At 70.3% G+C, this 23,884-nt stretch carries 22 protein-coding genes and 3 pseudogenes; 10 read left to right on the top strand and 15 right to left on the bottom strand.

The genetic code is table 11. The features are described 5' to 3' along the window. Positions 1-27: 27 nt before the first annotated feature. Positions 28-762 carry a helix-turn-helix domain-containing protein gene (locus ACGF8A_RS07295; RefSeq protein ID WP_393105181.1) on the top strand — a complete coding sequence of 245 codons (735 nt, stop codon included), beginning with the start codon at positions 28-30 and terminating at the stop codon, positions 760-762. A 60-nt stretch (positions 763-822) separates the two neighbouring features. On the opposite strand, the gene ACGF8A_RS07300 is transcribed toward ACGF8A_RS07295, so the two are convergent. After that, positions 823-1,848, bottom strand: a complete 1,026-nt coding sequence (locus ACGF8A_RS07300) for an ATP-dependent 6-phosphofructokinase (protein ID WP_393105183.1) — start codon at positions 1,846-1,848, stop codon at positions 823-825. Positions 1,849-2,093: 245 nt separating this feature from the next. On the opposite strand from ACGF8A_RS07300, the gene pta reads away from it, so the two are divergent. The 3 genes from pta (at position 2,094) to pyk (ending at position 6,890) form a co-directional block, all read left to right on the top strand. After that, positions 2,094-4,181 carry a phosphate acetyltransferase gene (pta, locus tag ACGF8A_RS07305; protein WP_393105185.1) on the top strand — a complete coding sequence of 696 codons (2,088 nt, stop codon included), beginning with the start codon at positions 2,094-2,096 and terminating at the stop codon, positions 4,179-4,181. Further along, positions 4,178-5,386, top strand: a complete 1,209-nt coding sequence (locus ACGF8A_RS07310) for an acetate kinase (protein WP_393105187.1) — start codon at positions 4,178-4,180, stop codon at positions 5,384-5,386. The genes pta and ACGF8A_RS07310 overlap by 4 nt, the downstream gene beginning before the upstream one ends. A 73-nt stretch (positions 5,387-5,459) precedes the next feature. Next, complete coding sequence (pyk, locus tag ACGF8A_RS07315) at positions 5,460-6,890, top strand: pyruvate kinase (protein ID WP_393105189.1); 1,431 nt, start codon at positions 5,460-5,462, stop codon at positions 6,888-6,890. 100 nt (positions 6,891-6,990) lie between these two features. Here pyk and ACGF8A_RS07320 read toward each other — a convergent pair whose 3' ends face one another. From ACGF8A_RS07320 to ACGF8A_RS07335, 4 genes are all read right to left on the bottom strand, one after another. Next, complete coding sequence (locus ACGF8A_RS07320) at positions 6,991-8,370, bottom strand: hypothetical protein (protein ID WP_393105191.1); 1,380 nt, start codon at positions 8,368-8,370, stop codon at positions 6,991-6,993. Then, positions 8,360-8,908, bottom strand: coding sequence for a DUF6114 domain-containing protein (locus ACGF8A_RS07325; protein ID WP_393105193.1), 549 nt, complete (start codon positions 8,906-8,908; stop codon positions 8,360-8,362). Before ACGF8A_RS07325 ends, ACGF8A_RS07320 begins: the two co-directional genes overlap by 11 nt. Before the next feature lie 126 nt (positions 8,909-9,034). Further along, a complete protein-coding gene (locus tag ACGF8A_RS07330; protein WP_393105195.1) occupies positions 9,035-9,697 on the bottom strand; it encodes a DUF6230 family protein in 663 nt (220 codons plus the stop codon). A gap of 648 nt (positions 9,698-10,345) precedes the next feature. After that, positions 10,346-11,320: a tetratricopeptide repeat protein gene (locus tag ACGF8A_RS07335; RefSeq protein ID WP_393105197.1), complete on the bottom strand. Its 975-nt coding sequence runs from the start codon at positions 11,318-11,320 to the stop codon at positions 10,346-10,348. Between the two features lie 269 nt (positions 11,321-11,589). On the opposite strand from ACGF8A_RS07335, the gene ACGF8A_RS07340 reads away from it, so the two are divergent. Then, positions 11,590-12,333: a TetR/AcrR family transcriptional regulator gene (locus ACGF8A_RS07340; RefSeq protein WP_393105199.1), complete on the top strand. Its 744-nt coding sequence runs from the start codon at positions 11,590-11,592 to the stop codon at positions 12,331-12,333. Positions 12,334-12,447: 114 nt separating this feature from the next. Here the strand turns inward: ACGF8A_RS07340 and ACGF8A_RS07345 are convergent, their stop codons facing one another. The 6 genes and pseudogenes from ACGF8A_RS07345 to ACGF8A_RS07370 form a co-directional block, all read right to left on the bottom strand. Continuing rightward, positions 12,448-14,148: a methylmalonyl-CoA mutase gene (locus ACGF8A_RS07345; RefSeq protein WP_393105201.1), complete on the bottom strand. Its 1,701-nt coding sequence runs from the start codon at positions 14,146-14,148 to the stop codon at positions 12,448-12,450. A 137-nt stretch (positions 14,149-14,285) separates the two neighbouring features. Then, positions 14,286-14,624 carry a DUF3817 domain-containing protein gene (locus ACGF8A_RS07350; protein WP_393105203.1) on the bottom strand — a complete coding sequence of 113 codons (339 nt, stop codon included), beginning with the start codon at positions 14,622-14,624 and terminating at the stop codon, positions 14,286-14,288. 43 nt (positions 14,625-14,667) lie between these two features. Then, positions 14,668-15,177 (bottom strand): MarR family winged helix-turn-helix transcriptional regulator, encoded by a 510-nt coding sequence (locus ACGF8A_RS07355; RefSeq protein WP_393105205.1) that lies wholly within the window; start codon positions 15,175-15,177, stop codon positions 14,668-14,670. Between the two features lie 253 nt (positions 15,178-15,430). Next, positions 15,431-15,679 (bottom strand): annotated as a pseudogene (locus ACGF8A_RS07360) (TetR/AcrR family transcriptional regulator); the annotation flags it as partial. A 69-nt stretch (positions 15,680-15,748) separates the two neighbouring features. Next, positions 15,749-16,042 carry an MTH1187 family thiamine-binding protein gene (locus tag ACGF8A_RS07365; protein ID WP_393105207.1) on the bottom strand — a complete coding sequence of 98 codons (294 nt, stop codon included), beginning with the start codon at positions 16,040-16,042 and terminating at the stop codon, positions 15,749-15,751. Next, on the bottom strand, positions 16,039-16,383 hold the full coding sequence (locus tag ACGF8A_RS07370; RefSeq protein ID WP_393105209.1) for a DUF3817 domain-containing protein: 345 nt from the start codon (positions 16,381-16,383) through the stop codon (positions 16,039-16,041). The genes ACGF8A_RS07365 and ACGF8A_RS07370 overlap by 4 nt, the downstream gene beginning before the upstream one ends. A 204-nt stretch (positions 16,384-16,587) precedes the next feature. Here ACGF8A_RS07370 and ACGF8A_RS07375 point away from each other — a divergent pair, with 204 nt between their 5' ends. From ACGF8A_RS07375 to ACGF8A_RS07390, 4 genes are all read left to right on the top strand, one after another. Further along, the gene (locus tag ACGF8A_RS07375) at positions 16,588-17,220 is read left to right on the top strand and encodes an AIM24 family protein (protein ID WP_393105211.1); all 633 of its coding nucleotides are present in this window, start codon (positions 16,588-16,590) and stop codon (positions 17,218-17,220) included. A gap of 1 nt (position 17,221) precedes the next feature. Continuing rightward, a complete protein-coding gene (locus tag ACGF8A_RS07380) occupies positions 17,222-17,872 on the top strand; it encodes an AIM24 family protein (protein WP_393105213.1) in 651 nt (216 codons plus the stop codon). Next, positions 17,869-18,669: an AIM24 family protein gene (locus tag ACGF8A_RS07385; RefSeq protein WP_393105215.1), complete on the top strand. Its 801-nt coding sequence runs from the start codon at positions 17,869-17,871 to the stop codon at positions 18,667-18,669. Before ACGF8A_RS07380 ends, ACGF8A_RS07385 begins: the two co-directional genes overlap by 4 nt. A 92-nt stretch (positions 18,670-18,761) precedes the next feature. Beyond that, positions 18,762-19,238: a MarR family winged helix-turn-helix transcriptional regulator gene (locus tag ACGF8A_RS07390; protein ID WP_393105217.1), complete on the top strand. Its 477-nt coding sequence runs from the start codon at positions 18,762-18,764 to the stop codon at positions 19,236-19,238. 78 nt (positions 19,239-19,316) lie between these two features. Here ACGF8A_RS07390 and ACGF8A_RS07395 read toward each other — a convergent pair. The 4 genes and pseudogenes from ACGF8A_RS07395 to ACGF8A_RS07410 form a co-directional block, all read right to left on the bottom strand. Beyond that, positions 19,317-19,805 (bottom strand): annotated as a pseudogene (locus ACGF8A_RS07395) (sensor histidine kinase); the annotation flags it as partial. A gap of 131 nt (positions 19,806-19,936) precedes the next feature. Continuing rightward, a pseudogene (locus ACGF8A_RS07400) lies at positions 19,937-20,089 on the bottom strand (two-component sensor histidine kinase); the annotation flags it as partial. Positions 20,090-20,880: 791 nt separating this feature from the next. After that, the gene (gene meaB, locus ACGF8A_RS07405) at positions 20,881-21,840 is read right to left on the bottom strand and encodes a methylmalonyl Co-A mutase-associated GTPase MeaB (RefSeq protein WP_393105219.1); all 960 of its coding nucleotides are present in this window, start codon (positions 21,838-21,840) and stop codon (positions 20,881-20,883) included. A 55-nt stretch (positions 21,841-21,895) separates the two neighbouring features. After that, positions 21,896-23,101, bottom strand: a complete 1,206-nt coding sequence (locus ACGF8A_RS07410) for an acetyl-CoA C-acetyltransferase (protein ID WP_393105221.1) — start codon at positions 23,099-23,101, stop codon at positions 21,896-21,898. 149 nt (positions 23,102-23,250) lie between these two features. Between ACGF8A_RS07410 and mce the strand changes: the two genes are divergently transcribed. Then, a complete protein-coding gene (mce, locus tag ACGF8A_RS07415; RefSeq protein WP_393105223.1) occupies positions 23,251-23,691 on the top strand; it encodes a methylmalonyl-CoA epimerase in 441 nt (146 codons plus the stop codon). The last annotated feature ends 193 nt before the right edge of the window (positions 23,692-23,884 follow it).

The following is a 23,884-nucleotide window of genomic DNA, read 5'->3' on the forward strand; positions in this document are numbered from 1 at the left end:
TAGTCAGGACACCCCGGCGCCTCTAGCTTGTGGCCCGTGCGCCAACCCCCAGCCAGACCGAACCGGCCCTCCCCGTCCAGCCCCCCGTTCAACGCCCTCGCCGCCCGGCGCCTGCGTGCCGGCCTCGGCATGGGGCCCGAGCACGTGGCCTACGGCATGCGCTCGTCGTACGGGCTGCCGTACGTCACCCCGGACCTCGTCATCGCCTGGGAACGCGGGGTCACCCACCCCAGCAGCCCCGAACTCACCGCCCTCGCGGGCGTGTTGTGGTGCTCGCCGGGTGAACTCATCGGCCGTCCCCGCACCCTGCGCGAGCACCGCATCTCCCGCGGCCTCGCCCCGGAGGACGTCGCCCGCGGCGCCGGCCTCGAACTCCCCGCGTATCTGCGGATGGAGGAGAGCGGCATCTGGCGCGGAAACGAGCGGCAGTCCGCCGCCCTCGCCGACGTCCTCGGCCTCGAACTGCCCGACTTCGTCGCCGTCACGGGCCGCGAGGACAAACTCGCCGACCTGCTGCACAGCGCGGTGACCACCCGCTGGCAGGCATACGTCCGCCCGGTGGGCAAGGCGGTGCCCCTGGACCGCGCCGTGGTGGAGTCCGTACTCCAGGAACTGCACCGCGCGTACCAGGGGCAGATGGTCGCCACCCTCAGCTGGGGCGGCGGCAGCCGGGAAAGCAGCGACAACGGCCGCGAGTTCCTCGACCGGATCATCGACCACTTCTGGACGGCCGTGGAGCACTGCGGGCCGCCGCGGCGCTGAAGGGGCCGGCGGGCCGTGGTGGCGCCGCGGCCCGGAACAGGCCGCGGCACCTGACGCGGCCTAGAACACCGACTCGGCCTCGTCCATGCGGTCCTTCGGCACCGTCTTCAGCTCGGTGACCGCCTCCGCCAGCGGCACCATCACCACGTCCGTACCGCGCAGCGCGGTCATCCGGCCGAACTCCCCGCGATGCGCCGCCTCCACCGCGTGCCAGCCGAAGCGGGTGGCGAGCACCCGGTCGTACGCCGTCGGCGTGCCGCCGCGCTGGACGTGGCCGAGGATGACCGGCTTGGCCTCCTTGCCGAGGCGGCGCTCCAGTTCGTACGCCAGGGCCGTACCGATGCCCTGGAAGCGCTCGTGGCCGTACTGGTCGATCTCGCCCTTGCCGTAGTCCATGCTGCCCTCGGTGGGGTGCGCGCCCTCGGCGACGCAGATGACGGCGAACTTCTTGCCGCGCGCGAAGCGCTCCTCGACCATCTTCACCAGGTCGGCGGGGTCGAAGGGCCGCTCGGGCAGGCAGATGCCGTGTGCGCCGGCGGCCATGCCCGACTCCAGGGCGATCCAGCCGGCGTGGCGCCCCATGACCTCGACCACCATCACCCGCTGGTGGGACTCGGCCGTGGTCTTCAGGCGGTCCATCGCCTCCGTGGCGACCCCCACCGCGGTGTCGAAGCCGAACGTGCGGTCCGTCGACGAGATGTCGTTGTCGATGGTCTTCGGCACGCCGACCACCGGCAGACCCGCGTCGGACAGCATGCGGGCCGCCGTCAGGGTGCCCTCGCCACCGATCGGGATCAGCGCGTCGATGCCGAACTCGTGGATCATGTCGGAGGCGTTCTCGCATGCCTCGCGCAGCCGGTCGCGCTCCAGCCGGGAGGAGCCGAGGATGGTCCCGCCGCGGGCCAGGATGCCGCTGACCGAGTCGAGGTCCAGACCGCGGTAGCGACCGTCCAGCAGGCCCGCGTAGCCGTCCTCGAAGCCGATCACCTCGTCGCCGTACTGGGCGACCGCTCGGTGCACGACCGACCGGATCACGGCGTTCAGGCCGGGGCAGTCGCCGCCTGCGGTGAGAACTCCGATGCGCATCGTGCTGTGTCTCCTGCTCGCTGTTGATACCGGTGAGCCACTGCCGATTCTTTCACGTCCCTCCGGCGCGCAGCGCGATGACACCTTGACGGGCGCCTTATCTAGGCCGAGGGGTATTGTCAAGAGGGTTCCGCTCGCCCTGGCGGGCGATTTTTGCGATCTGAGGGCCCCGGGGCCTCCGATTCGCCGCTGAACCGAAGATTCACCCGCACCGACCCCCACTTCAGACGAAACGGAGAGCACGCGTGACGCGCAGCGTGTACGTGACCGGTATCGACCGCGGCGACGGCCGCCAGGTGGTCGAACTGGGGGTCATGGAGCTCCTGACCCGGCAGGTCGACCGGGTGGGCGTCTTCCGCCCCCTCGTCCACGACGGCCCCGACCGCCTCTTCGAGCTGCTGCGCGCCCGCTACCGGCTGTCGCAGGACCCGGCCACGGTCTACGGCATGGACTACCAGGAGGCCTCCGCCCTTCAGGCCGAACGGGGGACGGACGAACTGGTCTCCACCCTGGTCGACCGCTTCCACCAGGTCGCGCGGGACTACGACGTCGTCCTCGTCCTCGGCACCGACTACGCCGACACCCAGTTCCCGGACGAGCTCGCCCTCAACGCCCGGCTCGCCAACGAGTTCGGCGCGTCCGTGATCCCGGTGGTGGGCGGCAAGCAGACCACCGAGTCCGTGCTCGCCGAGACCCGCAACGCCTACCGCGCCTGCGACGGGCTCGGCTGCGACGTCCTGGCCATGGTCACCAACCGGGTCGCCCGCGAGGACCGCGACGAGATCGCCGACCGGCTCGCCACCCGGCTGCCCGTACCCTGCTACGTCCTGCCCGACGAGCCCGCCCTCTCCGCCCCCACGGTCGCCCAGATCGGCCAGACCCTCGGCGCCAAGGTGCTCCTCGGCGACGACTCGGGGCTGGCGCGGGACGCGCTCGGGTTCGTCTTCGGCGGGGCCATGCTGCCGAACTTCCTGGCCGCCCTGACGCCGGGCTGCCTAGTCGTCACCCCGGGGGACCGCGCCGACCTCGTCATCGGCTCGCTCGCCGCGCACAGCGCGGGCACCCCGCCGATAGCCGGCGTGCTGCTCACCCTGAACGAGGTGCCGAGCGACGACGTCCTCACCCTCGCCGCCCGCCTCGCCCCGGGCACCCCGGTGCTCTCGGTCTCCGGCAACAGCTTCCCCACCGCGGAACAGCTGTTCTCCCTGGAGGGCAAGCTGAACGCGGGCACCCCGCGCAAGGCGGAGACCGCGCTCGGCCTGTTCGAGCGGTACGTCGAGACCGGCGACCTGCTCAAGCGGGTGAGCGCGCCGAGCAGCGACCGCGTGACGCCGATGATGTTCGAGCACAAGCTGCTGGAGCAGGCCCGCTTTGACCGCCGGCGGGTCGTCCTGCCGGAGGGCACCGAGGAGCGGGTGCTGCACGCCGCCGAGGTGCTGCTGCGCCGCGGGGTCTGCGACCTCACCCTGCTCGGTCCCGTCGACCAGATCCGCAAGAAGGCCGCGGACCTCGGTATCGACCTCGGCGACTGCCGGCTGATCGACCCGGCCACCAGCGAGCTGCGCGACGCCTTCGCGGCGAAGTACGCCGCCCTGCGCGCCCACAAGGGCGTGACCGTGGAGCTGGCGTACGACGTCGTCTCCGACGTCAACTACTTCGGCACCCTGATGGTCCAGGAGGGCCTCGCCGACGGCATGGTGTCGGGATCCGTGCACTCCACGGCCGCGACCATCCGCCCGGCCTTCGAGATCATCAAGACCAAGCCGGACGCCTCCATCGTCTCGTCCGTCTTCTTCATGTGCCTCGCCGACAAGGTCCTCGTCTACGGCGACTGCGCGGTCAACCCCGACCCGGACGCCGAGCAGCTCGCCGACATCGCCATCCAGGCGGCGTCCACCGGGGCCCGCTTCGGTGTGGAACCGCGGATCGCGATGCTGTCCTACTCCACGGGCACGTCCGGCTCGGGCGCCGACGTCGACAAGGTACGCGAGGCGACCGAGCTGGTGCGGCTGCGGCGTCCCGACCTCAAGATCGAGGGACCGATCCAGTACGACGCCGCCGTCGAGCCGAGCGTCGCCGCGACCAAGCTGCCCGGCTCCGAGGTGGCGGGGCAGGCCAGCGTGCTGATCTTCCCCGACCTGAACACCGGCAACAACACCTACAAGGCCGTGCAGCGCTCGGCCGGCGCGATCGCCGTCGGCCCGGTCCTGCAGGGTCTGCGCAAGCCGGTCAACGACCTGTCGCGCGGCGCGCTCGTCCAGGACATCGTCAACACCGTCGCCATCACGGCGATCCAGGCCCAGACCCCGAGCGAGAAGGCAGCCCAGCTGTGAGTTCCACCCGCGTCCTCGTCCTCAACTCCGGCTCCTCGTCGGTGAAGTACCAGCTGCTCGACATGCGCGACAGCAGCCGGCTCGCGGTGGGCCTCGTCGAGCGGATCGGCGAGCAGACCTCCCGGCTGAAGCACAGTTGCCTCGCCACCGGCGACAGCCGTGAGAAGACCGGGCCCATCGCCGACCACGAGGCCGCGCTCAAGGCGGTGGCCGAGCAACTCGGCCGGGACGGCCTGGGCCTCGACTCCCCCGAACTGGCCGCGATCGGTCACCGGGTGGTGCACGGCGGGCTGTTCTTCACCGAGCCCACCGTCATCGACGACGAGGTGCTCACCGAGATCGAGCGGCTGATCCCGGTCGCCCCGCTGCACAACCCCGCCAACCTCACCGGCATCCGCACCGCCCAGGCGCTCCGCCCCGATCTGCCCCAGGTCGCCGTCTTCGACACCGCGTTCCACACGACGATGCCGGAGCCGGCCGCGCGCTACGCGATCGACCCGAAGATCGCCGACCGCCACCGGATCCGCCGCTACGGCTTCCACGGCACCTCGCACGCCTACGTCTCCCGCGAGACCGCGCGGCTGCTGGGCAAGGACCCCTCCGAGGTCAACGTCATCGTGCTGCACCTGGGCAACGGCGCCTCCGCCTCGGCGGTCGAGAAGGGCCGGTGCGTGGACACCTCCATGGGGCTGACGCCTTTGGAGGGGCTCGTGATGGGTACACGCTCCGGAGACCTGGACCCGGCCGTCATCTTCCATTTGGCCCGCGTCGGCGGAATGGACATGGACGAGATCGACAATCTCCTCAACAAGAGGAGCGGTCTGTTCGGCCTGTGCGGGGACAACGACATGCGGGAGATCCGGCGCCGGGTCGACGAGGGCGACGAAGAGGCGGAACTCGCCTTCGACATCTACATTCACCGCCTGAAGAAGTACATCGGCGCCTATTACGCGGTGCTCGGCACGGTGGACGCGGTGGCCTTCACCGCCGGTGTCGGCGAGAACGCGGCGCCCGTGCGCGCGGCGGCCGTCCAGGGCCTGGACGGGCTCGGCCTGGCCCTCGACCCGGAGCGCAACGCCGTACGCGGCGAGCAGGCGCGGCTGATTTCGCCGGAGTCCGCGCGCGTGGCGGTGGCCGTGGTACCCACGGACGAGGAACTGGAGATCGCGACACAGACCTTTGCACTGGTCGGAAAGAACACCTGAGCACCAGCGCGCCCATTTGTATCTTCCGCCAGACGGAATATTCCGTAGCGAAACAAACCGATAGGATCGCCCCATGCGCCGTTCGAAAATCGTCTGTACTCTCGGCCCCGCGGTCGACTCCCACGAACAGCTTGTCGCGCTGATCGAGGCGGGCATGAACGTTGCCCGTTTCAACTTCAGCCACGGCACGCACGCCGAGCACCAGGGGCGGTACGACCGCGTCCGTGCCGCCGCCAAGGAGACCGGCCGGGCCATCGGTGTCCTCGCCGACCTCCAGGGCCCGAAGATCCGGCTCGCGACCTTCGCCGAGGGGCCGGTGGAGCTGGTGCGCGGTGACGAGTTCGTCATCACCACCGAGGACGTCCCCGGCGACAAGACGATCTGCGGGACGACCTACAGGGGCCTGCCCGGTGATGTCTCGCGCGGCGACCAGATCCTGATCAACGACGGCAACGTCGAGCTGAAGGTGCTGGACGTCGAGGGCCCGCGGGTGCGGACCATCGTCATCGAGGGCGGCGTCATCTCCGACCACAAGGGCATCAACCTGCCCGGCGCGGCGGTGAACGTCCCGGCTCTCTCCGAGAAGGACGTCGAGGACCTCCGGTTCGCGCTGCGCATGGGCTGCGACCTGGTCGCCCTCTCCTTCGTCCGGGACGCCAAGGACATCAACGACGTCCACAAGGTCATGGACGAGGAGGGCCGGCGCGTCCCGGTCGTCGCCAAGGTGGAGAAGCCGCAGGCGGTGGCCAACATGGAGGACGTCGTGATGGCGTTCGACGGCGTGATGGTGGCCCGTGGCGACCTGGCCGTCGAGTACCCGCTCGAGAAGGTCCCGATGGTGCAGAAGCGCCTGATCGAGCTGTGCCGGCGCAACGCCAAGCCGGTGATCGTCGCGACCCAGATGATGGAGTCGATGATCACCAACTCCCGCCCGACGCGCGCCGAGGCCTCCGACGTGGCCAACGCGATCCTGGACGGCGCGGACGCGGTCATGCTGAGCGCGGAGTCCTCGGTCGGCGCCTACCCGATCGAGACCGTCAAGACGATGTCGAAGATCGTCCAGGCGGCCGAGCAGGAGCTGCTCTCCAAGGGCCTGCAGCCGCTCGTCCCCGGCAAGAAGCCGCGCACGCAGGGCGGTTCGGTGGCCCGCGCGGCCGCCGAGATCGCCGACTTCCTCGGCGCCAAGGGCCTGGTCGCCTTCACCAAGTCCGGCGACACGGCCCGCCGCCTGAGCCGCTACCGCGCCATCCAGCCGATCATCGCGTACACCACGGACGAGTCCACCCAGAACCAGCTGGCGCTGAGCTGGGGCGTCGAGTCCCACGTCGTGCCGTTCGTGAACAGCACCGACGAGATGGTCGAGCTGGTCGACCAGGAGGTCGCGAAGCTCGGCCGCTACAACTCCGGCGACATCTTGATCATCACCGCGGGCTCGCCTCCCGGCGTCCCGGGCACGACGAACATGGTGCGGGTGCACCACCTGGGCGGCGGGGACCGCGACTGAGCCTCCCCCCACCGCGCACAACTGCGGCCCGGCCCCCGCGCAGGCGGGGAAACCGGGCCACAGCTCTTTGTGCGGCTCCCGAACGGGCTTGTGGGGATGCTCAGTCGGTGGTGTACACATGCATCCCGGGGATGGTCAGGGTGCCGCCGAACTGGGCGGCCTGCGTGACCTTCACCTTCGTGAAGTAGATCTCGGGGAGGTTCAGCGGGGGCGGATGCTCCGGGCTGAACGTGAGCGGGATCAGGCCGAGCAGGTTGCCGGAGATGCTCTCGGTGTACATCACCGTGTCGCCGTCGGTGATCGTCGACTCCGAGCCCTTCTCCGCCTGCACGTGATACGTCTTGCCGATCTGCTTGTCCCTCACCAGCTGGTGCAGATCGCCGATCATGGTGCCACCCGAGATGACGTACTTCAGCACCTTCTTGGTCTTGCCGCTGGCGGTCCGCACCTCGACTACGCCCTGGTAGTCCGCGCCCTTCAGGTGCAGGTAGCTGGCCTCCAGGTACCAGGGGTCGTCCGCCACGGCGATGGGATTGTCCACGCCGCCTTCGGCATCCGTGGCCTTGGGGCAGTCCTCGGGGTCCACCGTGGAACTGGCGGACGGGCTCGGCGTGGTGGTGGCCTCGTCGGTGGGCTCGGGGGTCCCGGTGGCCTCGTCGCTCACATCCCCCACGGCGTCCTCCACCGTGTCGGTGACCTTCCCCGCGGCGTCCTCCACGGCGTCGGACGTGTCCTTGCCGCTGTCGGAGCCACCGGAGTTCCCGGAGTCACCCGAGCCGCCTGAACTCCCGGGCGGTGCCTGTGATCCGGGGCTCCCGCTCGGCGTCGCGGAAGGGGACGGCGCGGGGCTCTCGGAGTCCTTGGCTCCGCCGCCGGCTATGCCCTCCACGACGCCGGTTATCGCGTCGCCGATGGTTTCGAGTACGTCCTTGTCGCTCTCGGACGCCGACGGGCTCGGCGCTGTCGGCTCGGTCTCGTCCCCCTTGTCCGTGCCGGGTGCCGAGGACGAGGGGGCCGGCTCGGGCTGGGCCCCGTCGTCGGAACCTGAATCCGACGAAGAGTCCTGGCCCGGCGTTCCCGGCCCGTCCGAGGAGCCGGCGCCGGAGGACGCCGAAGGGCCCGGCTCCGGCTCGGCGGACTCGCTCTCGCTCGCCGAGGCTGACGGCGAGGGCGTGGCCGACGCGCTCTCGCCCTTCTCGGGGTCCAGCGCCGCGACACAGTCCTTGAACTGCTCGGCCTGGTCGGCGTACTCGTCGGCCGACAGGCTGTGGGACGACGGCTGTTCGTCGGCGAGCGCGAGCTTGGGCGTGAACCCCATGCCCATGAGCACCGCCGTCGGCATCGCCGCCAGCGCGATCGCCTTGCCGGCAGGCATGTGGAACCTGGTGAACAGCGGCTTCCTGGGTGCCGCGTGACGCGGCCCGGTTCTCACACGCGGCCCGTCTGCTTCGGCCACGCGGGCCACCTCGTCAGCCGGCACTGTGCCTCCCGTTCGCCCCGTTGGCCGGGCTCGTTCCTGACAGGTCGTTCGGCTGCCCCATCGCATCCTCGTCCGTCTGGGGGATCGCGTGCGCGGGGCCGCCGTCCACCTCTTCGGTGCTCTTCGCCGTCTCCGGCCCCGGCGGTGTGCCCGGCGCCCATGCAACCGCCAGGGCGCCGCCGATCATTGACAGCAGGAACCCGATGACGAAACCGCCGAAGTTGGACACCGGGATGGACACCAGTGCCAGCAGGATCGCGGCGACCCCGGCGAAGATCTGGATGTGCTTCTGGAACCAGAGGGTGAAGCCCAGAACGATGAGCAGCACGCCGATGATCAGGGATCCGGCGCCCGCGGTGGTGGACATCGCCAGCGTCAGATGGCCGATCTGAAGGTTCGCGTACGGGAAGTACATGATCGGTACACCGCCGATCATGACGAGCAGGCCGGCCCAGAACGGCCTCGTACCCCGCCAGGCGCGGAACTGCAGTCTCCGGCGGTTGAACTGGCCGTCGGCGGCAGGAGTCTCGGCGCTCATGGAAAACAGCTCCCTGGTGCGGCGTTGCTGTGGTGAGGGTGTCTTGCGATGTGGGGGGTGTGCGCAGCGCGCGGAGAGTGGGCGGGCGGGGGCACCGCTTCGGCTCCCCCGCCCGTCACCGAGTGCTTAGTAGCACTCCTTGCCGGGGCCACTGCCGGTCATCAGCTTCATCTTCAGACCGGGCAGCGTGAAGGTGCCGGCCGTGGTCGCCCAGGCCGTCTGCTTCACGTCTGTCAGCTTGGCCGACTCGGCCTGCTGGGCGAAGCCGTACGGGTTCGCCTTCTTCTGCGCGATCTCCGACTTCTTCATGCCTGGTCCGCGGCTGATCTCACCCGCGGCCACACCGATGTCGATGTTCCTGAACTGGGCGTCCGCGCCCAGGTCTGCGACGTCGATGTACAGGTTGTCGGCAGTCACCTGCTGCTTCGCGTCGGAGCTCTCACCCGCGGTCAGCTTCAGAGTGACGGACCCGATGAACGGGATACCAGGAGTCACCACTGACTGGCACATGTTTTCGATCCGGGCAGTCTCGAAGACCGAAACGGCCACGGGGTGATGAGCCTTGTCACCGGTGAGGGTATAGCCCTCGTCGATGGCGCCGTACTGCGAGAAGCCCGTGCCGTTGAGCTCCTTGGCCTTCACCTTGAACGACTGACCCGACACACTGAACGACGCGGCGAGAGCACCCTGCGCGAGAGCGACACCTATGCACGCCGTGGCGGCGACGCTGGGCACCATGACCACAGCGAACCGCTTCCATCTGGTCCCACCACGCACTTGGGACTCCATATTTCCTCCTTCTCGGACGTACATCTCCTGGCCCGGCTCGCCCCGAAGGCGGCGCCACCGGACAGGGATGGGAGAAGTGCTACGTCCTCGGGAAGGAGAGCGCCCGCGCTCGGCGGCGCACAACGGCGCCCGAATCACCGGCGATCACCCCCGAGCGACAACCACTGGTCGCGCCTGACACGCATCACGCACAACCTTGCTGGACAGGCTTCGCCGAAGAAGCGAAGACCCCCCTGCCCAAGAGCCGGCGTCAGGGACGTCGGCTCTGCTCGGTGGGGACCCAGGAAATCCCGCGGCCCGATTGGATGTCGGGTACGGGGAATGGACCGAGCGTCGCCGATCGTGGTGCATTCTCGCCGCCCGCACAAGGGGGTTCGTTACTCGCTAGTAACGGCCGGATAACCGAACCACGACCAGCTGGACTCGCTCAGCGACTCTGGGTGCCAACCTGGGGCAGGACAAAACTATTGATCGCTGGACAGAATCCGACAGAACAATGGCCGCGACTTACTCGCAGTAACAGCGGCCGCGATTACCAAGATTTGGCAAAGCGCGGCCGCCCTGACGCCCTGTCGGACGATGTCCTCACGCAGGGTTCACGCGCCCGGACGGTCGGCGACCGACCGGGTGACCCGGACCCCGCACCCCTCAGAACAGGGCGCGCGCCAGCGCGCGGCGAGCCGCGGTCACCCGCGGATCGTCCGCGCCGACCACCTCGAACAGCTCCAGCAGCCGCAGCCGTACGGCATCCCGGTCCTCACCCGCCGTACGGCGCACGGTGTCGATGAGCCGCCCGAAGGCGTCCTCCACATGACCGCCCACCAGATCCAGGTCGGCGGCCGCGATCTGCGCCTGCGCGTCGGCCGGCTTCTCGGCCGCCTCCTTGCGCACCTGCTTCGCGTCCAGCCCCTGCACCCGCTGGAGCAACTCCGCCTGCGCCAGACCCAGCTTGGCCTCCGGGTTGGCGGGGTCGTCGGCGAGGACGTTCTTGTACGCCTGGACGGCACCGCCCATGTCGCCGGCGTCCAGCGCCTGCGCGGCGGCGTTCAGTGCGGCGTCGTAGGGACCCGCCGGCGCCTGCGCCGGCGCCTCACCGCCACCCGGGTCGGCCTCCGGGTCGACGGTCAGGCCGGTCAGCCCGAAGCGCTGCTCGGCGACGGTGACCAACTGGTCGAGGGTCTGCCGGATCTGCGCCTCACCGGCCGCCCCCTGGAAGAGCGGCAGCGCCTGGCCCGCGACGACCGCGAAGACCGCCGGGATCCCCTGGATCCCGAACTGCTGCATCAGCATCTGGTTGGCGTCGACGTCGATCTTGGCGAGGAGGAAGCGACCGTCGTACTCGACGGCGAGCCGCTCGAGGACCGGGCTGAGCTGCTTGCAGGGCTCGCACCACTCGGCCCAGAAGTCGATGACGACCGGGACCTCGGTGGAGCGCTGGAGGACGTCGCGCTCGAAGCCCGCCTCATCGACGTCGATGACGAGGTCGGCCGGGGAGACGGCCCCGCCGCCGCCCTCGCGCGCCGCTGCGGCGCGCGCCTGCTCGGCCTTCGCCTTGGCCTCCTGGGCCGCCTTGACCGCGGCGAGGTCGACGACGCCGCTCATGGACATGTTCCGTGGCTGCATGCGTCTATCCTCCCCCGTTCCCCGGGCGTCTGTGAAAAGCGCCCCCGAAGCCGAGCGTGCGTTCGGCGCCGGGTCCCCACCCCACGCCTGTGGTCGTCGCTCACATAAAGGACGAAAGCTCCCGTACCGCACGGAGCAGAGGCCACCGACGAGCTTTCGCTACGAGTCGTAGCGTAACGGCAGGGGGCGCTCCGGCGACACCCCACCCTGGTGATCTCCCTCACCCCGGCGCCCATACCCCCCAATCCGGTCCCGGATATGGTCGAGGGATGCAGAGCCGCACCCCCGCCGGCCGCACGGGTCGCCCGCGCAGCGCCGCCGCCGACACCGCCATCCTGGCCGCGACCCGGGCGGCCCTGGTGGAACTCGGCTGGTCCAAGCTCACCTTGGGAGACGTGGCGACGCGCGCCGGAGTTGCGAAGACGACGCTCTACCGCCGCTGGGCGGGCAAGAACGAGCTGGTGGTCGACGCCGTGGCGGAACTCTTCGACGAACTGGCCCTCCCCGACCGTGGCAGCCTCGGCGCCGACGTCGAAGGCGTGGTCCTCCAGCTGGCGGCCATCCTGGACCGGCCGGAGGCCAAGAGCGGCCTGATGGCGGTGGTCGCGGAGTCGACGCGGGACGAGGCGCTGCGCGAGCGCATCCGCGCCACGATCGTGGACCGTCAGAAGCGGCTGGTCACGGTGGGGCGGGCCCGGGCGCAGGCACGCGGAGAACTGCCGGTGGAGTCCGACCCCGGGGACGCGGCCCGCACCGCGGACCTGATCTTCGACATGGTGGCGGGCGCGGTCGTCCACCGCTCCCTGGTCAGCGCGGAACCGGCGGACGCGCAGTGGGCGCACTCGCTGACGCGGGTGCTGTTGCTGGGGCTGGCGGGGGCGGCGGCCGCCGAAGGGGCGGCAGCGGAGGGCGCGGCAGTAAGGGGGGCGGCGGGAGGCGAACGCGCGGGCCCGGCGCGCCCCGTACCGGGAGAACGCGACACGGCCGCAGAACGCGACGCGGCCACGACGTAGTCCCGCGGTGGCGGGCCCGGGTTCACGACGGACAGCCGGCGACAGCGGTCCAGGCTCCCGGCGCCTACGCCGAGGACCGGACCGCTGTGCGGGCGGCTGCCGTGAGGGCCGGCCCTAGAAGCCGGCGGGCTCGGTGTACACGCCCCACTCCTCGCGCAGGGCGTCGCAGATCTCGCCGAGGGTGGCTTCCGCGCGGACGGCCGTCAGCATCGGCTCGATCATGTTGGAGCCGTCCCGTGCGGCGTCGAGCATCGCGGCGAGTGCCGAGGTGACGGCGGCTTCGTCGCGGCCCGTGCGGCGTGCGGACAGCGCGCGTACCTGCTCGCGCTCCACCTCGTGGCTGACCCGCAGGATCTCCAGGTCGCCGGTGACGGAACCGGTGTGGGCGTTGACGCCGACGACTCGCTTGTCGCCCTTCTCCAGGGACTGCTGGTAGCGGAACGCGGACTCGGCGATCTCGCCGGTGAACCAGCCGTCCTCGATGCCGCGCAGGATGCCGGACGTGATCGGGCCGATGGGGTGCTTCCCGTCGGGGTGCGCCCGCAGGCCGCGCTCCTTGATCTGGTCGAAGATCTTCTCCGCGTCGGCCTCGATCCGGTCGGTCAGCTGCTCGACGTACCACGAACCGCCCAGCGGGTCGGCGACGTTGGCGACGCCGGTCTCCTCCATGAGGACCTGCTGGGTGCGCAGGGCGATCTCCGCGGCCTGTTCGGAGGGGAGTGCCAGGGTCTCGTCCAGGGCGTTGGTGTGGAGCGAGTTCGTGCCGCCGAGGACCGCGGCGAGGGCCTCCACCGCCGTGCGGACGACGTTGTTGTACGGCTGCTGGGCGGTGAGGGAGACACCGGCGGTCTGGGTGTGGAAGCGCAGCCACTGGGCCTTGTCGGACTTGGCACCGTAGACGTCGCGCATCCAGCGGGCCCAGATGCGGCGCGCTGCGCGGAACTTGGCGATCTCCTCGAAGAAGTCGACGTGCGCGTCGAAGAAGAAGGACAGGCCGGGGGCGAAGACGTCCACGTCCAGGCCGCGGGAAAGGCCCAGTTCGACGTAGCCGAAGCCGTCCGCGAGCGTGTACGCGAGCTCCTGCGCGGCCGTCGCCCCGGCCTCGCGGATGTGGTAGCCGGAGACGGACAGCGGCTTGTACGCCGGGATGCGCTGCGCGCAGTACTCCATCAGGTCGCCGATCAGGCGGAGATGCGGCTCGGGCTGGAAGAGCCACTCCTTCTGGGCGATGTACTCCTTGAAGATGTCCGTCTGGAGCGTGCCGTTCAGGACGGACGGGTCGACGCCCTGGCGCTCCGCGGCCACCAGGTACATGCAGAAGACCGGGACCGCCGGGCCGCTGATCGTCATCGACGTGGTGACGTCGCCGAGCGGGATGTCACGGAAGAGGACGTCCATGTCGGCGGCCGAGTCGACGGCCACCCCGCAGTGGCCGACCTCGCCGAGGGAGCGCGGGTCGTCGGAGTCGCGGCCCATCAGGGTCGGCATGTCGAAGGCGACCGAGAGGCCACCGCCGCCGGCCGCGAGGATCATCTTGTAGCGCTCGTTGGTCTGCTCGGCGTTGCCGAAGCCGGCGAACTGCCGGATCGTCCACGTACGCCCTCGGTAGCCGGTCGGGTGCAGGCCCCGCGTGTACGGGTACTCCCCCGGCCAGCCGATGCGCTCGAAGCCTTCGTAGATGTCCCCGGGCCGGGGCCCGTACAGCGGCTCCACGGGATCGCCGGAGAGCGTGGTGAAGTCCGCGTCGCGCTTGCGCGCCGCGTCGTACCGGGCCTGCCAGCGTCGGCGGCCCTCTTCGATGGCGTCAGCGTCCATGCCTTCGAATTTACTAGGACGTCCTAGTAAATGTCGACCGCCGGCCGGTGATTTGTCAGGACGCCCCAGCAATCGGGTGAACGGCTGCCGCCGCACCCCTGTGCCGGTGTGTACGGCGGCCGTCGTTCAGCGTGTCGCTACGCCTTCACCGGGGCCGGCGCGTCCTGCGCGACCATGGCGTCGAGCTCGCGCGAGATCTTCCGCTCCACGAAGAACGCCGCGGTCGGGATCGTGCCCGCGAGCAGGACCCAGACCTGCTTGGCGATCGGCCACTTCGCCTTGGAGCCCAGGTCGAAGGCGAAGATGAGGTAGAGGACGTACAGCCAGCCGTGCGCGATGGAGACGACCTGCGTGGCGTCCGCGGCACCGTCCATCTTCAGGCCGTACTTGGCGATCATGCACAGGCACAGCAGGACCAGGAGCACACCGGTGACGTAGGCCATGACGCGGTAGCGGGTCAGCACGCTCTTTTTCATGCGAACGAGCGTAACGGCCGGTTCCGGGCGATCTTCCCTGGGGTCACTGCTCCTCGAAGTCGCTCGCGGCGACCCGCAGGGGGCGGAGCATCGCGAAGATCTCTCCGCACTCCTCGGCGTCGTACACGCCGAGGCCGAAGTCCATGGCCATCAGGTCACGCGTCGCCGCGTCGACGACCTCGCGGCCCTTCTCGGTGATCACGGCGAGGGTGCCGCGGCCGTCGTTGGGGTTGGGGCGCTTGGCCACCAGGCCGGACCTCACCAGGCGGTCGACGGTGTTCGTGACGGAGGTCGGGTGCACCATGAGCCGCTCGCCGATCTTGGACATCGGGAGTTCGCCCGCCTTGGAGAAGGTGAGCAGGACCAGCGCCTCGTAGCGCGCGAACGTCAGGCCGTACGGCTTGACCACCGCGTCGACCTCGGCGAGCAGGATCTGGTGCGCCCGCATGATCGAGGTGATCGCGGCCATGGACGGGACGCTGCCCCAGCGCTGCTTCCAGAGCTCGTCGGCGCGGGCGATGGGGTCGAAGGGGAGGCTGAGCGGCTTCGGCACGTCACCAGACCTTACCCGCCGGTCATATCGTGGTCAGCCCTGTCTCGCGTTTCGGTATGTGTGGTGCCTGCGGCGGCCGTCCGGCGTTCGGTAGGGCTTGCCGTGGCGCGGGCGGGTGGCGGTGGGCCGGGGTCGCGCCCTGGACGCCTGCGGCGGCCGGCTTCTGTCCGGTGGTGGGCTGTAGCGCCTGCGGTGCGTGTGCGTCGGGGCCGCGCCCGGGGGGCGTCCGTCCTCGGAACGGCGCGGAATCGGTTTCGATGCCGACGAAGGACGCCGCCACCGCCCGTGCGAGGCCCCTGGGTTCCGTGAAGTCGCCGAAGGGAGTGTCCGACAGGGCTCTGGTCAGGGCCTTCTCGATCTCTGTGATCCACAGGTCGAGCCCCGCCGCGGTGGCCGGGGCGAGGGCGGGGTGGGTCTGGGCGCCCGCCAGGAGCTGGCCGAGGAGTGCGACGTGGCCGTTCTGGCGCTCGTGGTCGTGGATCTCGCGGCCCACGGCCAGCAGGGGGTGGTGAGAAAACCCCGGCCCCTGGGGGCCGGGGTCCGTCCGTCGCGCGGGTGCGGTGACCTGCGGCTACTGCGTCAGGTGGCGTTCCACCGTCTCGACCTTGGACGTGAGGGCGTCCATCACACCGGGGCGGATGTCCGCCTTGAGGACCAGGGACACCCGCGGCGCCCGCGCCTCGACGGCGGCGACGGCACGCCTGACGACGTCCATGACCTCTTCCCACTCCCCCTCGACGGACGTGAACATCGCGTCCGTACGGTTCGGCAGGCCGGACTCGCGGACCACGCGGACGGCGTCGGCGACGTACTCCCCCACGTCCTCGCCGACGCCCAGGGGCGTCACGGAGAAGGCGACGATCACGCGTTCACGACCCCTTCCTTGCGCGCGCGCTCCGCGATCACCGCGTCCTCGGACTCACGGCGCAGCTTGCGCTCGGCGAAGAAGCCGCCGCCGGGGAGGACCGAGAGGGCGAAGTAGAGGGCGGCCGTGCCGAGGCTCCACCTGGTGCGGTTCCAGGCGTCCGCCCAGAAGATGACGTACAGGATGAACAGGACGCCGTGGACCGCGCCCATCACGGGGACCGCGTTGAATTCCGTGGTCCGCTTCAGCACCGAGCAGACCAGCAGGATGAGGAAGGACACGGCTTCCGGGGCCGAGACCAGGCGGAGGCGGCGGAGGGCGGTGGCGGTCTTGAGATCCACGGGTCACCTTCGGTGGGAGATTCGCTGACGAGGCGTGTCGCTTTGTGAACGGACGCACAAACGCTCCGCCATTGTGGCAAACGGCCGCACGGGCCGGGGGCCGGGGGGTCGGGGGTGCGCCCCCTAGGGGCGCGGTCGGGGTCCGTCCAGGGCGACTGACTCTGTCGGCGGAGCCAATCGGCCGATACCTTCACATCCGTGGCGATGTTCCGACTTCAAGGCAGCAAGGTGCTGGCCGTCGACATGACCGGGGACGCCGTGAAGGCGAAGAACGGGTCGATGGTCGCGTACGACGGGCAGATGGCCTTCAAGAAACTGAGCGGCGGAGGTGAGGGCATACGGGGGATGGTGACCCGGCGCGTCACCGGTGAGCAGATGACCCTGATGGAGGTGAGGGGGCAGGGGACCTGCTGGTTCGCGGACCGGGCCTCGGAGATCAATCTGGTGGGTCTCCAGGGCGACAAGCTGTACGTGGAGTCCAGCAATCTGCTCGCGACCGACGGCGGGCTGCGCACCGGCACGTCCTTCACGGGGATGCGTGGCGCCTCGCAGGGCAACGGGCTGTTCACGACGACCGTGGAAGGGCACGGGCAGGCGGCGATCATGTCGGACGGGCCGGCGGTGGTGCTCCGGGTGAGCGCGCAGTACCCGCTGACCGTGGACCCGGGGGCCTATGTGGCGCACCAGGGGAATCTGCGGCAGTCCTTCCAGTCCGGCGTGACCTTCCGCACATTGATGGGCGAGGGCGGGGGCGAGGCCTTCCAGATGCGGTTCGAGGGGGACGGGCTCGTGTACGTGCAGCCCAGTGAGCGGAACACGATCGCGGGGGATGTGTGACATGGGCTTCCGCGAGGTCAATTCGAAGATGGTCGAGGCGACCGTGATGCCGCGCGAGCGGCTGTTCAGTCAGCGCGGCGCCATGCTCGCCTACAAGGGCGAGGTGTCCTTCACGCCCAGCATGACTGGCGGCCAGGGCGGCCTCATGTCGATGATCGGGCGCCGGGTGGCGAACGAGGACACACCGCTGATGACCGTCGAGGGCAGCGGCACCGTGCTGTTCGGGCACGGCGGACATCACGTACAGGTGATCAACCTCGCAGGGGACACCCTCTGTGTCGAGGCGGACCGGCTGCTCGCCTTCCAGGGCAGCCTCCAGCAGGGGACGATGTTCATGGGCTCCCAGGGCGGGGTCATGGGGATGGTGCGCGGGCAGGTCACCGGGCAGGGCCTGTTCACGACCACGCTCAAGGGACACGGGGCGGTGGCGGTGATGGCCCACGGCGGGGTCTTCGAGATTCCGATCAGCCCGCAGCGCCCCGTGCATGTCGACCCGCAGGCCTACGTCGCCCACCACGGGGATGTGCGCAACAAGCTGTCGACCGCGCTGGGCTGGCGGGACATGGTGGGGCGCGGCTCCGGCGAGGCGTTCCAGCTGGAGCTGAGCGGCAGCGGTGCGGTGTACGTCCAGGCGTCGGAGGAGAAGCTGTGACCTACGGAACCGCGGGCGCCGGGCCCGTCGTGCACGACCCGGTGACGCTGCCCGCCGACGACAACGTGAACGCGTACACCTTCTGCGTGGAGCTGAAGGGGAGCCAGTGGTTCCTGCAGAAGGGGAAGATGATCGCCTACTACGGCTCGATCGACTTCAACGGCGTGGGGCACGGGCGATTGGACCGTCTTGTCCGTTCGTCGTTCCATTCGCCACTGCACGCCGCGGACTGGGTCGTGGCGGAGGGCTCGGGGAAGATGCTCCTCGCCGACCGGGCCTTCGACGTGAATTCCTACGATCTGGAGGAGGGCAACTTGACCATTCGCTCGGGCAACCTCCTCGCTTTTCAGCCAACTCTCGCGCTGAAGCAGTCGATCGTGCCGGGCTTTCTCACGCTCATCGGAACCGGGAAGTTCGTGGCCGCATCCAACGGTCCGGTGGTGTTCATGGAGCCGCCGATCCGGGTGGACCCGCAAGCGCTTGTCGGCTGGGCCGACTGCCCCTCACCGTGCCACCACTACGACCATGGCTACATGACGGGCGTAATGGGCGGTCTACGTGCGATGACGGGCCTTGGCGGGGCCTCCGGGGAGGAGCACCAGTTCGAGTTCGTGGGAGCCGGTACGGTCCTGCTCCAGTCGACCGAGACCCTGATGGCCGAGCAGGCCACGGGGACGGTCCCGCACCAGGCCGGCGTGCCCGGTGGTGGCGGGGTGACCGGAGGGCACGGAGCGCAAGCCGGCGCACCGCGCCTTCCCGGACAGCTGGGGGACCTCCAGCGTCGCTTCGGGCTGTGAGCGGTAGTCTGCGGAGTGTGACGTCGAACGCGTGCGCACTGTCACACCACCCTCAGTAGTTCACATTTCAACTTCTTAGGTAGACTTCATTCATGGAGACCGAGACGGCCACGCGCTGGCTGACCGATGCGGAGCAGTGTGCCTGGCGCACCCACCTGGAGGTCAACAGGCTGTTGACGTACCAGCTCGAAAAGGACCTGCAGCCGTTCGGCCTGACGATGAACGACTACGAGATCCTCGTGAATCTCTCCGAGTCGGACGATTTGCGAATGCGGATGAGCGACCTCGCCTCCGCGACCCTGCAGTCGAAGAGCCGGCTCTCGCACCAGATCACGCGCATGGAGAACGCCGACCTGGTGCGGCGGGAGAACTGCGAGTCCGACCGCCGCGGGCTGTACGCGGTGCTCACCGACCACGGCATGGAGACGATGCAGAAGGTCGCGCCCCACCACGTCTCGTCCGTACGGCGGCACTTCATCGACCTGCTGCCCCCGGAGTCCCTCACGGAGCTGGACAAGGCGCTGAGGCCCATCGCGGAGCACCTGCGTGGGCAGCGCGGCCGTCCCTGACCAGGAGGCCCTGAGGCACCCCTGGGCGAGCGGCAGGCGGAGTTCGAACCGGGCTCCGCCTGCCGGCGCCTCATGGACCGTGAGGGTGCCGCCGTGCCGGGCGGCGACGTCGCGGGCGATGGCGAGGCCCAGACCCGCGCCGCCCTCGTCCCGGCTGCGGGCGTCGTCCAGCCGTACGAACCGCTCGAAGATCCGCTCCCGGTCCGCCGGGGGCACGCCGTCCCCGTCGTCCTCGACCTGGACGACCGCCCGGTCCCCGTCCCGCCGGACGGCCACGGTGACCGCCGAACGCGCGTGCCGCTGGGCGTTGTCCAGCAGATTGGCCAGCACTCGCCCCAGTTGCCCGCGCGATCCGGCCACTTCGAGGGAGTCCGCCTCGACCGACACCCTCTTGCGGCCCGAGGCCTGCTCACGGACGAGCTCGGCGAGGTCGACCCGCGCCCCGGTGGGCCGCTCCCCCGCGTCCAGCCGGGCCAGCAGCAGCAGATCCGCGGCGAGTCTTTGCAGTCGTACGGTGTCCTCGACCGCGCCGTCCAGGTCCAGCAACTCCGGGTGTGCCGCGGCCACTTCGAGCTGGGTGCGCAGTGAGGCGATGGGGCTGCGCAGTTCGTGCGACGCCGCTGGCGTTCCACCGAGCTCTCCAGCGCGGCCAGCGTCTGGTTGGTGGTCCGGGCCAGCCGGGCGACCTCGTCGTGGGTGCCCGGTTCGGGGACACGCCGGGAGAGGTCCTCGGAGGCGGTGATCTCCGCCATCTCGCTGCGGATGCCCTCCACCGGGCGCAGGGCGCGTCCGGTCACCAGCCAGGTCACCCCCGCCACCACGCCGAGCAGCAGCGGGAAGCCGATCAGCATCACGGTCTGCGCGGTGCTCACGGCGTTCTGCTCGGCGGCCAGCGGACCGCCCGCGTACACGGTGTAGGTGCCCTGGCCGGGGACCTCGACCCGCACCTCGGCGAACCGGTAGTCCGCCCGCTCGCCGTCGATGGTCGCGGAGCCGTCCGTGAGGGACGCCTCCTCGGCGATCTCGCCCGGCTGGAGGGCGGCTCCCGCGGCGTCGTCGGAGTCGTCCCTCCGGTCGGAGCCCTCGGACTCGCCGAAGTCCTCGGACTCGCCGGAGTCGTCACCGTCGTCGTCACCGGAACAGGTGCCCGGTTCCCGCCCCGCAGGCGTCCGCGGCTGCGGCTGCGGCTGCGGCTGCGGCTGCGGCTGCACGGCGTCGGTGCCCGTGCCGCTGATGTGCTCCAGGTCCTCGCTGGCCGCGACCAGGGTGCCGTCCTCGGCGACGACCTGGACGGGGCGGTCGTCGTCGTCCAGGCACGGCGGACCGGGACGACGACCACGCCGACGACAGCGGCGACGACCGGAGTGACGACCAGGCCGACGACGGTGCGGACGACAACGCCGACGACCGGGGCGAGGACCGCGCGGACGACAACGCCGACGACCGGGGCGAGGACCGCGCGGACGACAACGCCGACGACAGCGGCGACGACCGCGCGGACGGCTGACCGTCCGTGTGGCGGGCGTCCTCCGGGGGCTGCCGCTCCTGGAGGCCGCTTCGGCCCTGAACGGGCCTCGTCCTCAGGCGCCGGACGGGCCGTGGCGTCAGGACGGGCGTGGAGACGCCCGCCCCGGCCGTGCGCTCACGCCCCGTCCGTCACCCCCGCCACCAGTTCGTCCGCCGCCCGGTAAGGGTCCAGTTCGCCGGCCACTATCCGTTCCGCCAGCGCGCTCAGGCGGCGGTCGCCGTGCAGGTCCGCGATGCGTTCCCGCAGGGCCGTGACCGCGATGGTCTCGACCTCGCGGGAGGCCCGGGACCGGCGGCGCTCCGTCAGGACGCCCCGTTCCTCCATCCAGGCGCGGTGCTTCTCCAGCGCCTCCACGACCTCGTCGACTCCCTCGCCCCGCGCCGCGACCGTCTTGACGATCGGTGGGCGCCAGTCACCGGCTGCGCGGGATTCGCCGAGGCCGAGCATGTGGTTCAGCTCGCGGGCCGTGGCGTCGGCGCCGTCGCGGTCCGCCTTGTTGACGACGTAGACGTCGCCGATCTCCAGGATTCCGGCCTTGGCCGCCTGGATGCCGTCGCCCATGCCGGGCGCGAGGAGGACGACGGAGGTGTCGGCCTGGGAGGCGATCTCCACCTCCGACTGGCCCACGCCCACCGTCTCGACCAGGATCACGTCGCAGCCCGCCGCGTCCAGTACGCGGATCGCCTGCGGCGCGGCCCAGGCGAGGCCGCCGAGGTGGCCGCGGGTGGCCATGGAACGGATGTAGACGCCGGGGTCGGAGGCGTGCTCCGACATCCGGACCCGGTCACCCAGCAGGGCACCCCCGGAGAAGGGGGACGACGGGTCGACCGCCAGGACGCCGACCCGCTTGCCCTGCTTGCGGTACGCCGTCACCAGCGCCGACGTCGAGGTGGACTTCCCGACGCCCGGGGAGCCGGTGAGACCGACCACGTACGCCCCGCCGGTCAGCGGGGCCAGCGCCTCCATGACCTCCCTGAGCTGCGGGGACGCCCCCTCCACCAGGGAGATGAGGCGGGCCACGGCACGCGGCCGGCCCTCCCTCGCCTGGGCCACCAGCGTGGGGACGTCCTGCATCACAGCTCCGTTCAGCTCACCGAATCGACAGACCGACAGACAGACCTACGTCCGTTCAGGACTTCGGTACCCGCACGATCAGCGCGTCACCCTGGCCGCCGCCACCGCACAGCGCGGCCGCGCCGACCCCGCCGCCGCGCCGCTTCAGCTCCAGCGCCAGGTGGAGTACGAGACGGGCGCCGGACATCCCGATCGGGTGACCCAGCGCGATGGCCCCGCCGTTGACATTCACCATTTCGGTGGACACCCCGAGGTCCTTCATCGACTGCACGGCGACCGCGGCGAAGGCCTCGTTGATCTCGATCAGGTCGAGGTCCGAGACCTCCATGCCCTCCTTCTTCAAGGCGTGCCGGATGGCGTTGGACGGCTGGGACTGCAGCGAGTTGTCGGGGCCGGCGACGTTGCCGTGCGCGCCGATCTCCGCGATCCACTCCAGACCGAGCTCCTCGGCCTTCGCCTTGCTCATCACCACGACCGCGGCCGCGCCGTCCGAGATCTGCGAGGACGAGCCCGCGGTGATCGTGCCGTCCTTGGCGAACGCCGGGCGCAGCTTGCCGAGTGACTCGGCGGTGGTGTCGCCCCGGATGCCCTCGTCCTGGCTGAAGAGGACCGGCTCGCCCTTGCGCTGCGGGATCCCGACCGGCGTGATCTCGGCCTCGAAGACGCCGTTCTTCTGTGCGGCGGCGGCGCGCTGGTGGGACAGCGCGGCGATCTCGTCCTGCTCCGGGCGGGCGATGCCGAGCCGGGTGTTGTGCTTCTCCGTCGACTCGCCCATCGCGATGTTCTCGAAGGAGTCGGTCAGGCCGTCGTGGGCCATGGCGTCGAGCATCTGCACGGCGCCGTACTTGTAGCCCTCGCGGGTCTTCGGCAGCAGGTGGGGGGCGTTCGTCATGGACTCCTGGCCGCCCGCCACGACGATGTCGAACTCGCCGGCGCGGATCAGCTGGTCGGCGAGGGCGATGGCGTCGAGGCCGGAGAGGCACACCTTGTTGACGGTCAGCGCCGGGACGCTCATCGGGATGCCGGCCTTGACCGCGGCCTGGCGTGCCGGGATCTGACCCGCCCCGGCCTGGAGCACCTGGCCCATGATCACGTACTGCACCTGGTCGCCGCCGATCCCCGCACGGTCGAGGGCGGCCTTGATCGCGAAGCCGCCGAGGTCGGCTCCGGAGAAGGACTTCAGCGAACCGAGCAGCCGCCCCATCGGGGTGCGGGCACCCGCGACGATGACGGATGTCGAGCCGTTCTTTGCAGAAGACATGAGCTGCGATCCCCTTCCGGCCTGCACTGGCCGAGGAGTGAACGAGGGTTTACTTCGAATGTACTGAGCGGTACTCCACCCCGTCATCGGGCCGTCGGTGTGATCGCGCGCACGTTGCGTAACCACCTCCGGCGCGTTGCACTGAATCCATGCTGACGCGAATCGACCACATCGGGATCGCCTGCCACGACCTCGACGCGACCGTCGAGTTCTACCGCACCACCTACGGCTTCGAGGTGTTCCACACCGAGGTCAACGAGGAGCAGGGCGTACGCGAGGCCATGCTCAAGATCAACGATACGTCCGACGGCGGTTCCTCGTACCTGCAGCTCCTGGAGCCGACCCGGGAGGACTCCACCGTCGCGAAGTGGCTCGCCAAGAACGGCGAGGGCGTGCACCACATCGCCTTCGGTACGGCGGATGTCGGCGGGGACGCGGCCGCGATCAAGGACAAGGGCGTACGCGTTCTGTACGAGGAGCCCCGGCGCGGCTCCATGGGGTCACGGATCACCTTCCTGCACCCCAAGGATTGTCACGGTGTACTGACAGAACTGGTCACTTCGGCGCCTGTTGAGTCACCTGAGCACTGATGCTCGTACATAGGGGCCGGTAGGGTTGGGGGCGGTCGTCGCTTCCAGACGGGCGACCGGGTCCTGTCGCCTGTGACGGCAGGACCGCCGGGGTCCGGGTTTCGGGGGACGAGCGTCGGGGCAGCAGCCCATGCTCCGCCGTTGATCTGACACCATTCCCCGGGGGCCCCGTTCGGCGGATGGACGGAGCTCG

It is taken from the genome of Streptomyces sp. NPDC047706, assembly GCF_043204795.1.
Taxonomy (GTDB): domain Bacteria; phylum Actinomycetota; class Actinomycetes; order Streptomycetales; family Streptomycetaceae; genus Streptomyces.

What these genes read in the sequence shown, in the direction of transcription:
- ACGF8A_RS07330 (WP_393105195.1), bottom strand. Translation starts at nt 9,697, where the DNA reads ATGGAGTCCCAAGTGCGTGGTGGGACCAGATGGAAGCGGTTCGCTGTG.
- ACGF8A_RS07300 (WP_393105183.1), bottom strand. Translation starts at nt 1,848, where the DNA reads ATGCGCATCGGAGTTCTCACCGCAGGCGGCGACTGCCCCGGCCTGAAC.
- ACGF8A_RS07345 (WP_393105201.1), bottom strand. Translation starts at nt 14,148, where the DNA reads ATGGACGCTGACGCCATCGAAGAGGGCCGCCGACGCTGGCAGGCCCGG.
- pyk (WP_393105189.1), top strand. Translation starts at nt 5,460, where the DNA reads ATGCGCCGTTCGAAAATCGTCTGTACTCTCGGCCCCGCGGTCGACTCC.
- ACGF8A_RS07350 (WP_393105203.1), bottom strand. Translation starts at nt 14,624, where the DNA reads ATGAAAAAGAGCGTGCTGACCCGCTACCGCGTCATGGCCTACGTCACC.
- ACGF8A_RS07325 (WP_393105193.1), bottom strand. Translation starts at nt 8,908, where the DNA reads ATGAGCGCCGAGACTCCTGCCGCCGACGGCCAGTTCAACCGCCGGAGA.
- ACGF8A_RS07410 (WP_393105221.1), bottom strand. Translation starts at nt 23,101, where the DNA reads ATGTCTTCTGCAAAGAACGGCTCGACATCCGTCATCGTCGCGGGTGCC.
- mce (WP_393105223.1), top strand. Translation starts at nt 23,251, where the DNA reads ATGCTGACGCGAATCGACCACATCGGGATCGCCTGCCACGACCTCGAC.
- ACGF8A_RS07375 (WP_393105211.1), top strand. Translation starts at nt 16,588, where the DNA reads ATGTTCCGACTTCAAGGCAGCAAGGTGCTGGCCGTCGACATGACCGGG.
- meaB (WP_393105219.1), bottom strand. Translation starts at nt 21,840, where the DNA reads ATGCAGGACGTCCCCACGCTGGTGGCCCAGGCGAGGGAGGGCCGGCCG.
- ACGF8A_RS07380 (WP_393105213.1), top strand. Translation starts at nt 17,222, where the DNA reads ATGGGCTTCCGCGAGGTCAATTCGAAGATGGTCGAGGCGACCGTGATG.
- ACGF8A_RS07335 (WP_393105197.1), bottom strand. Translation starts at nt 11,320, where the DNA reads ATGCAGCCACGGAACATGTCCATGAGCGGCGTCGTCGACCTCGCCGCG.
- ACGF8A_RS07340 (WP_393105199.1), top strand. Translation starts at nt 11,590, where the DNA reads ATGCAGAGCCGCACCCCCGCCGGCCGCACGGGTCGCCCGCGCAGCGCC.
- ACGF8A_RS07390 (WP_393105217.1), top strand. Translation starts at nt 18,762, where the DNA reads ATGGAGACCGAGACGGCCACGCGCTGGCTGACCGATGCGGAGCAGTGT.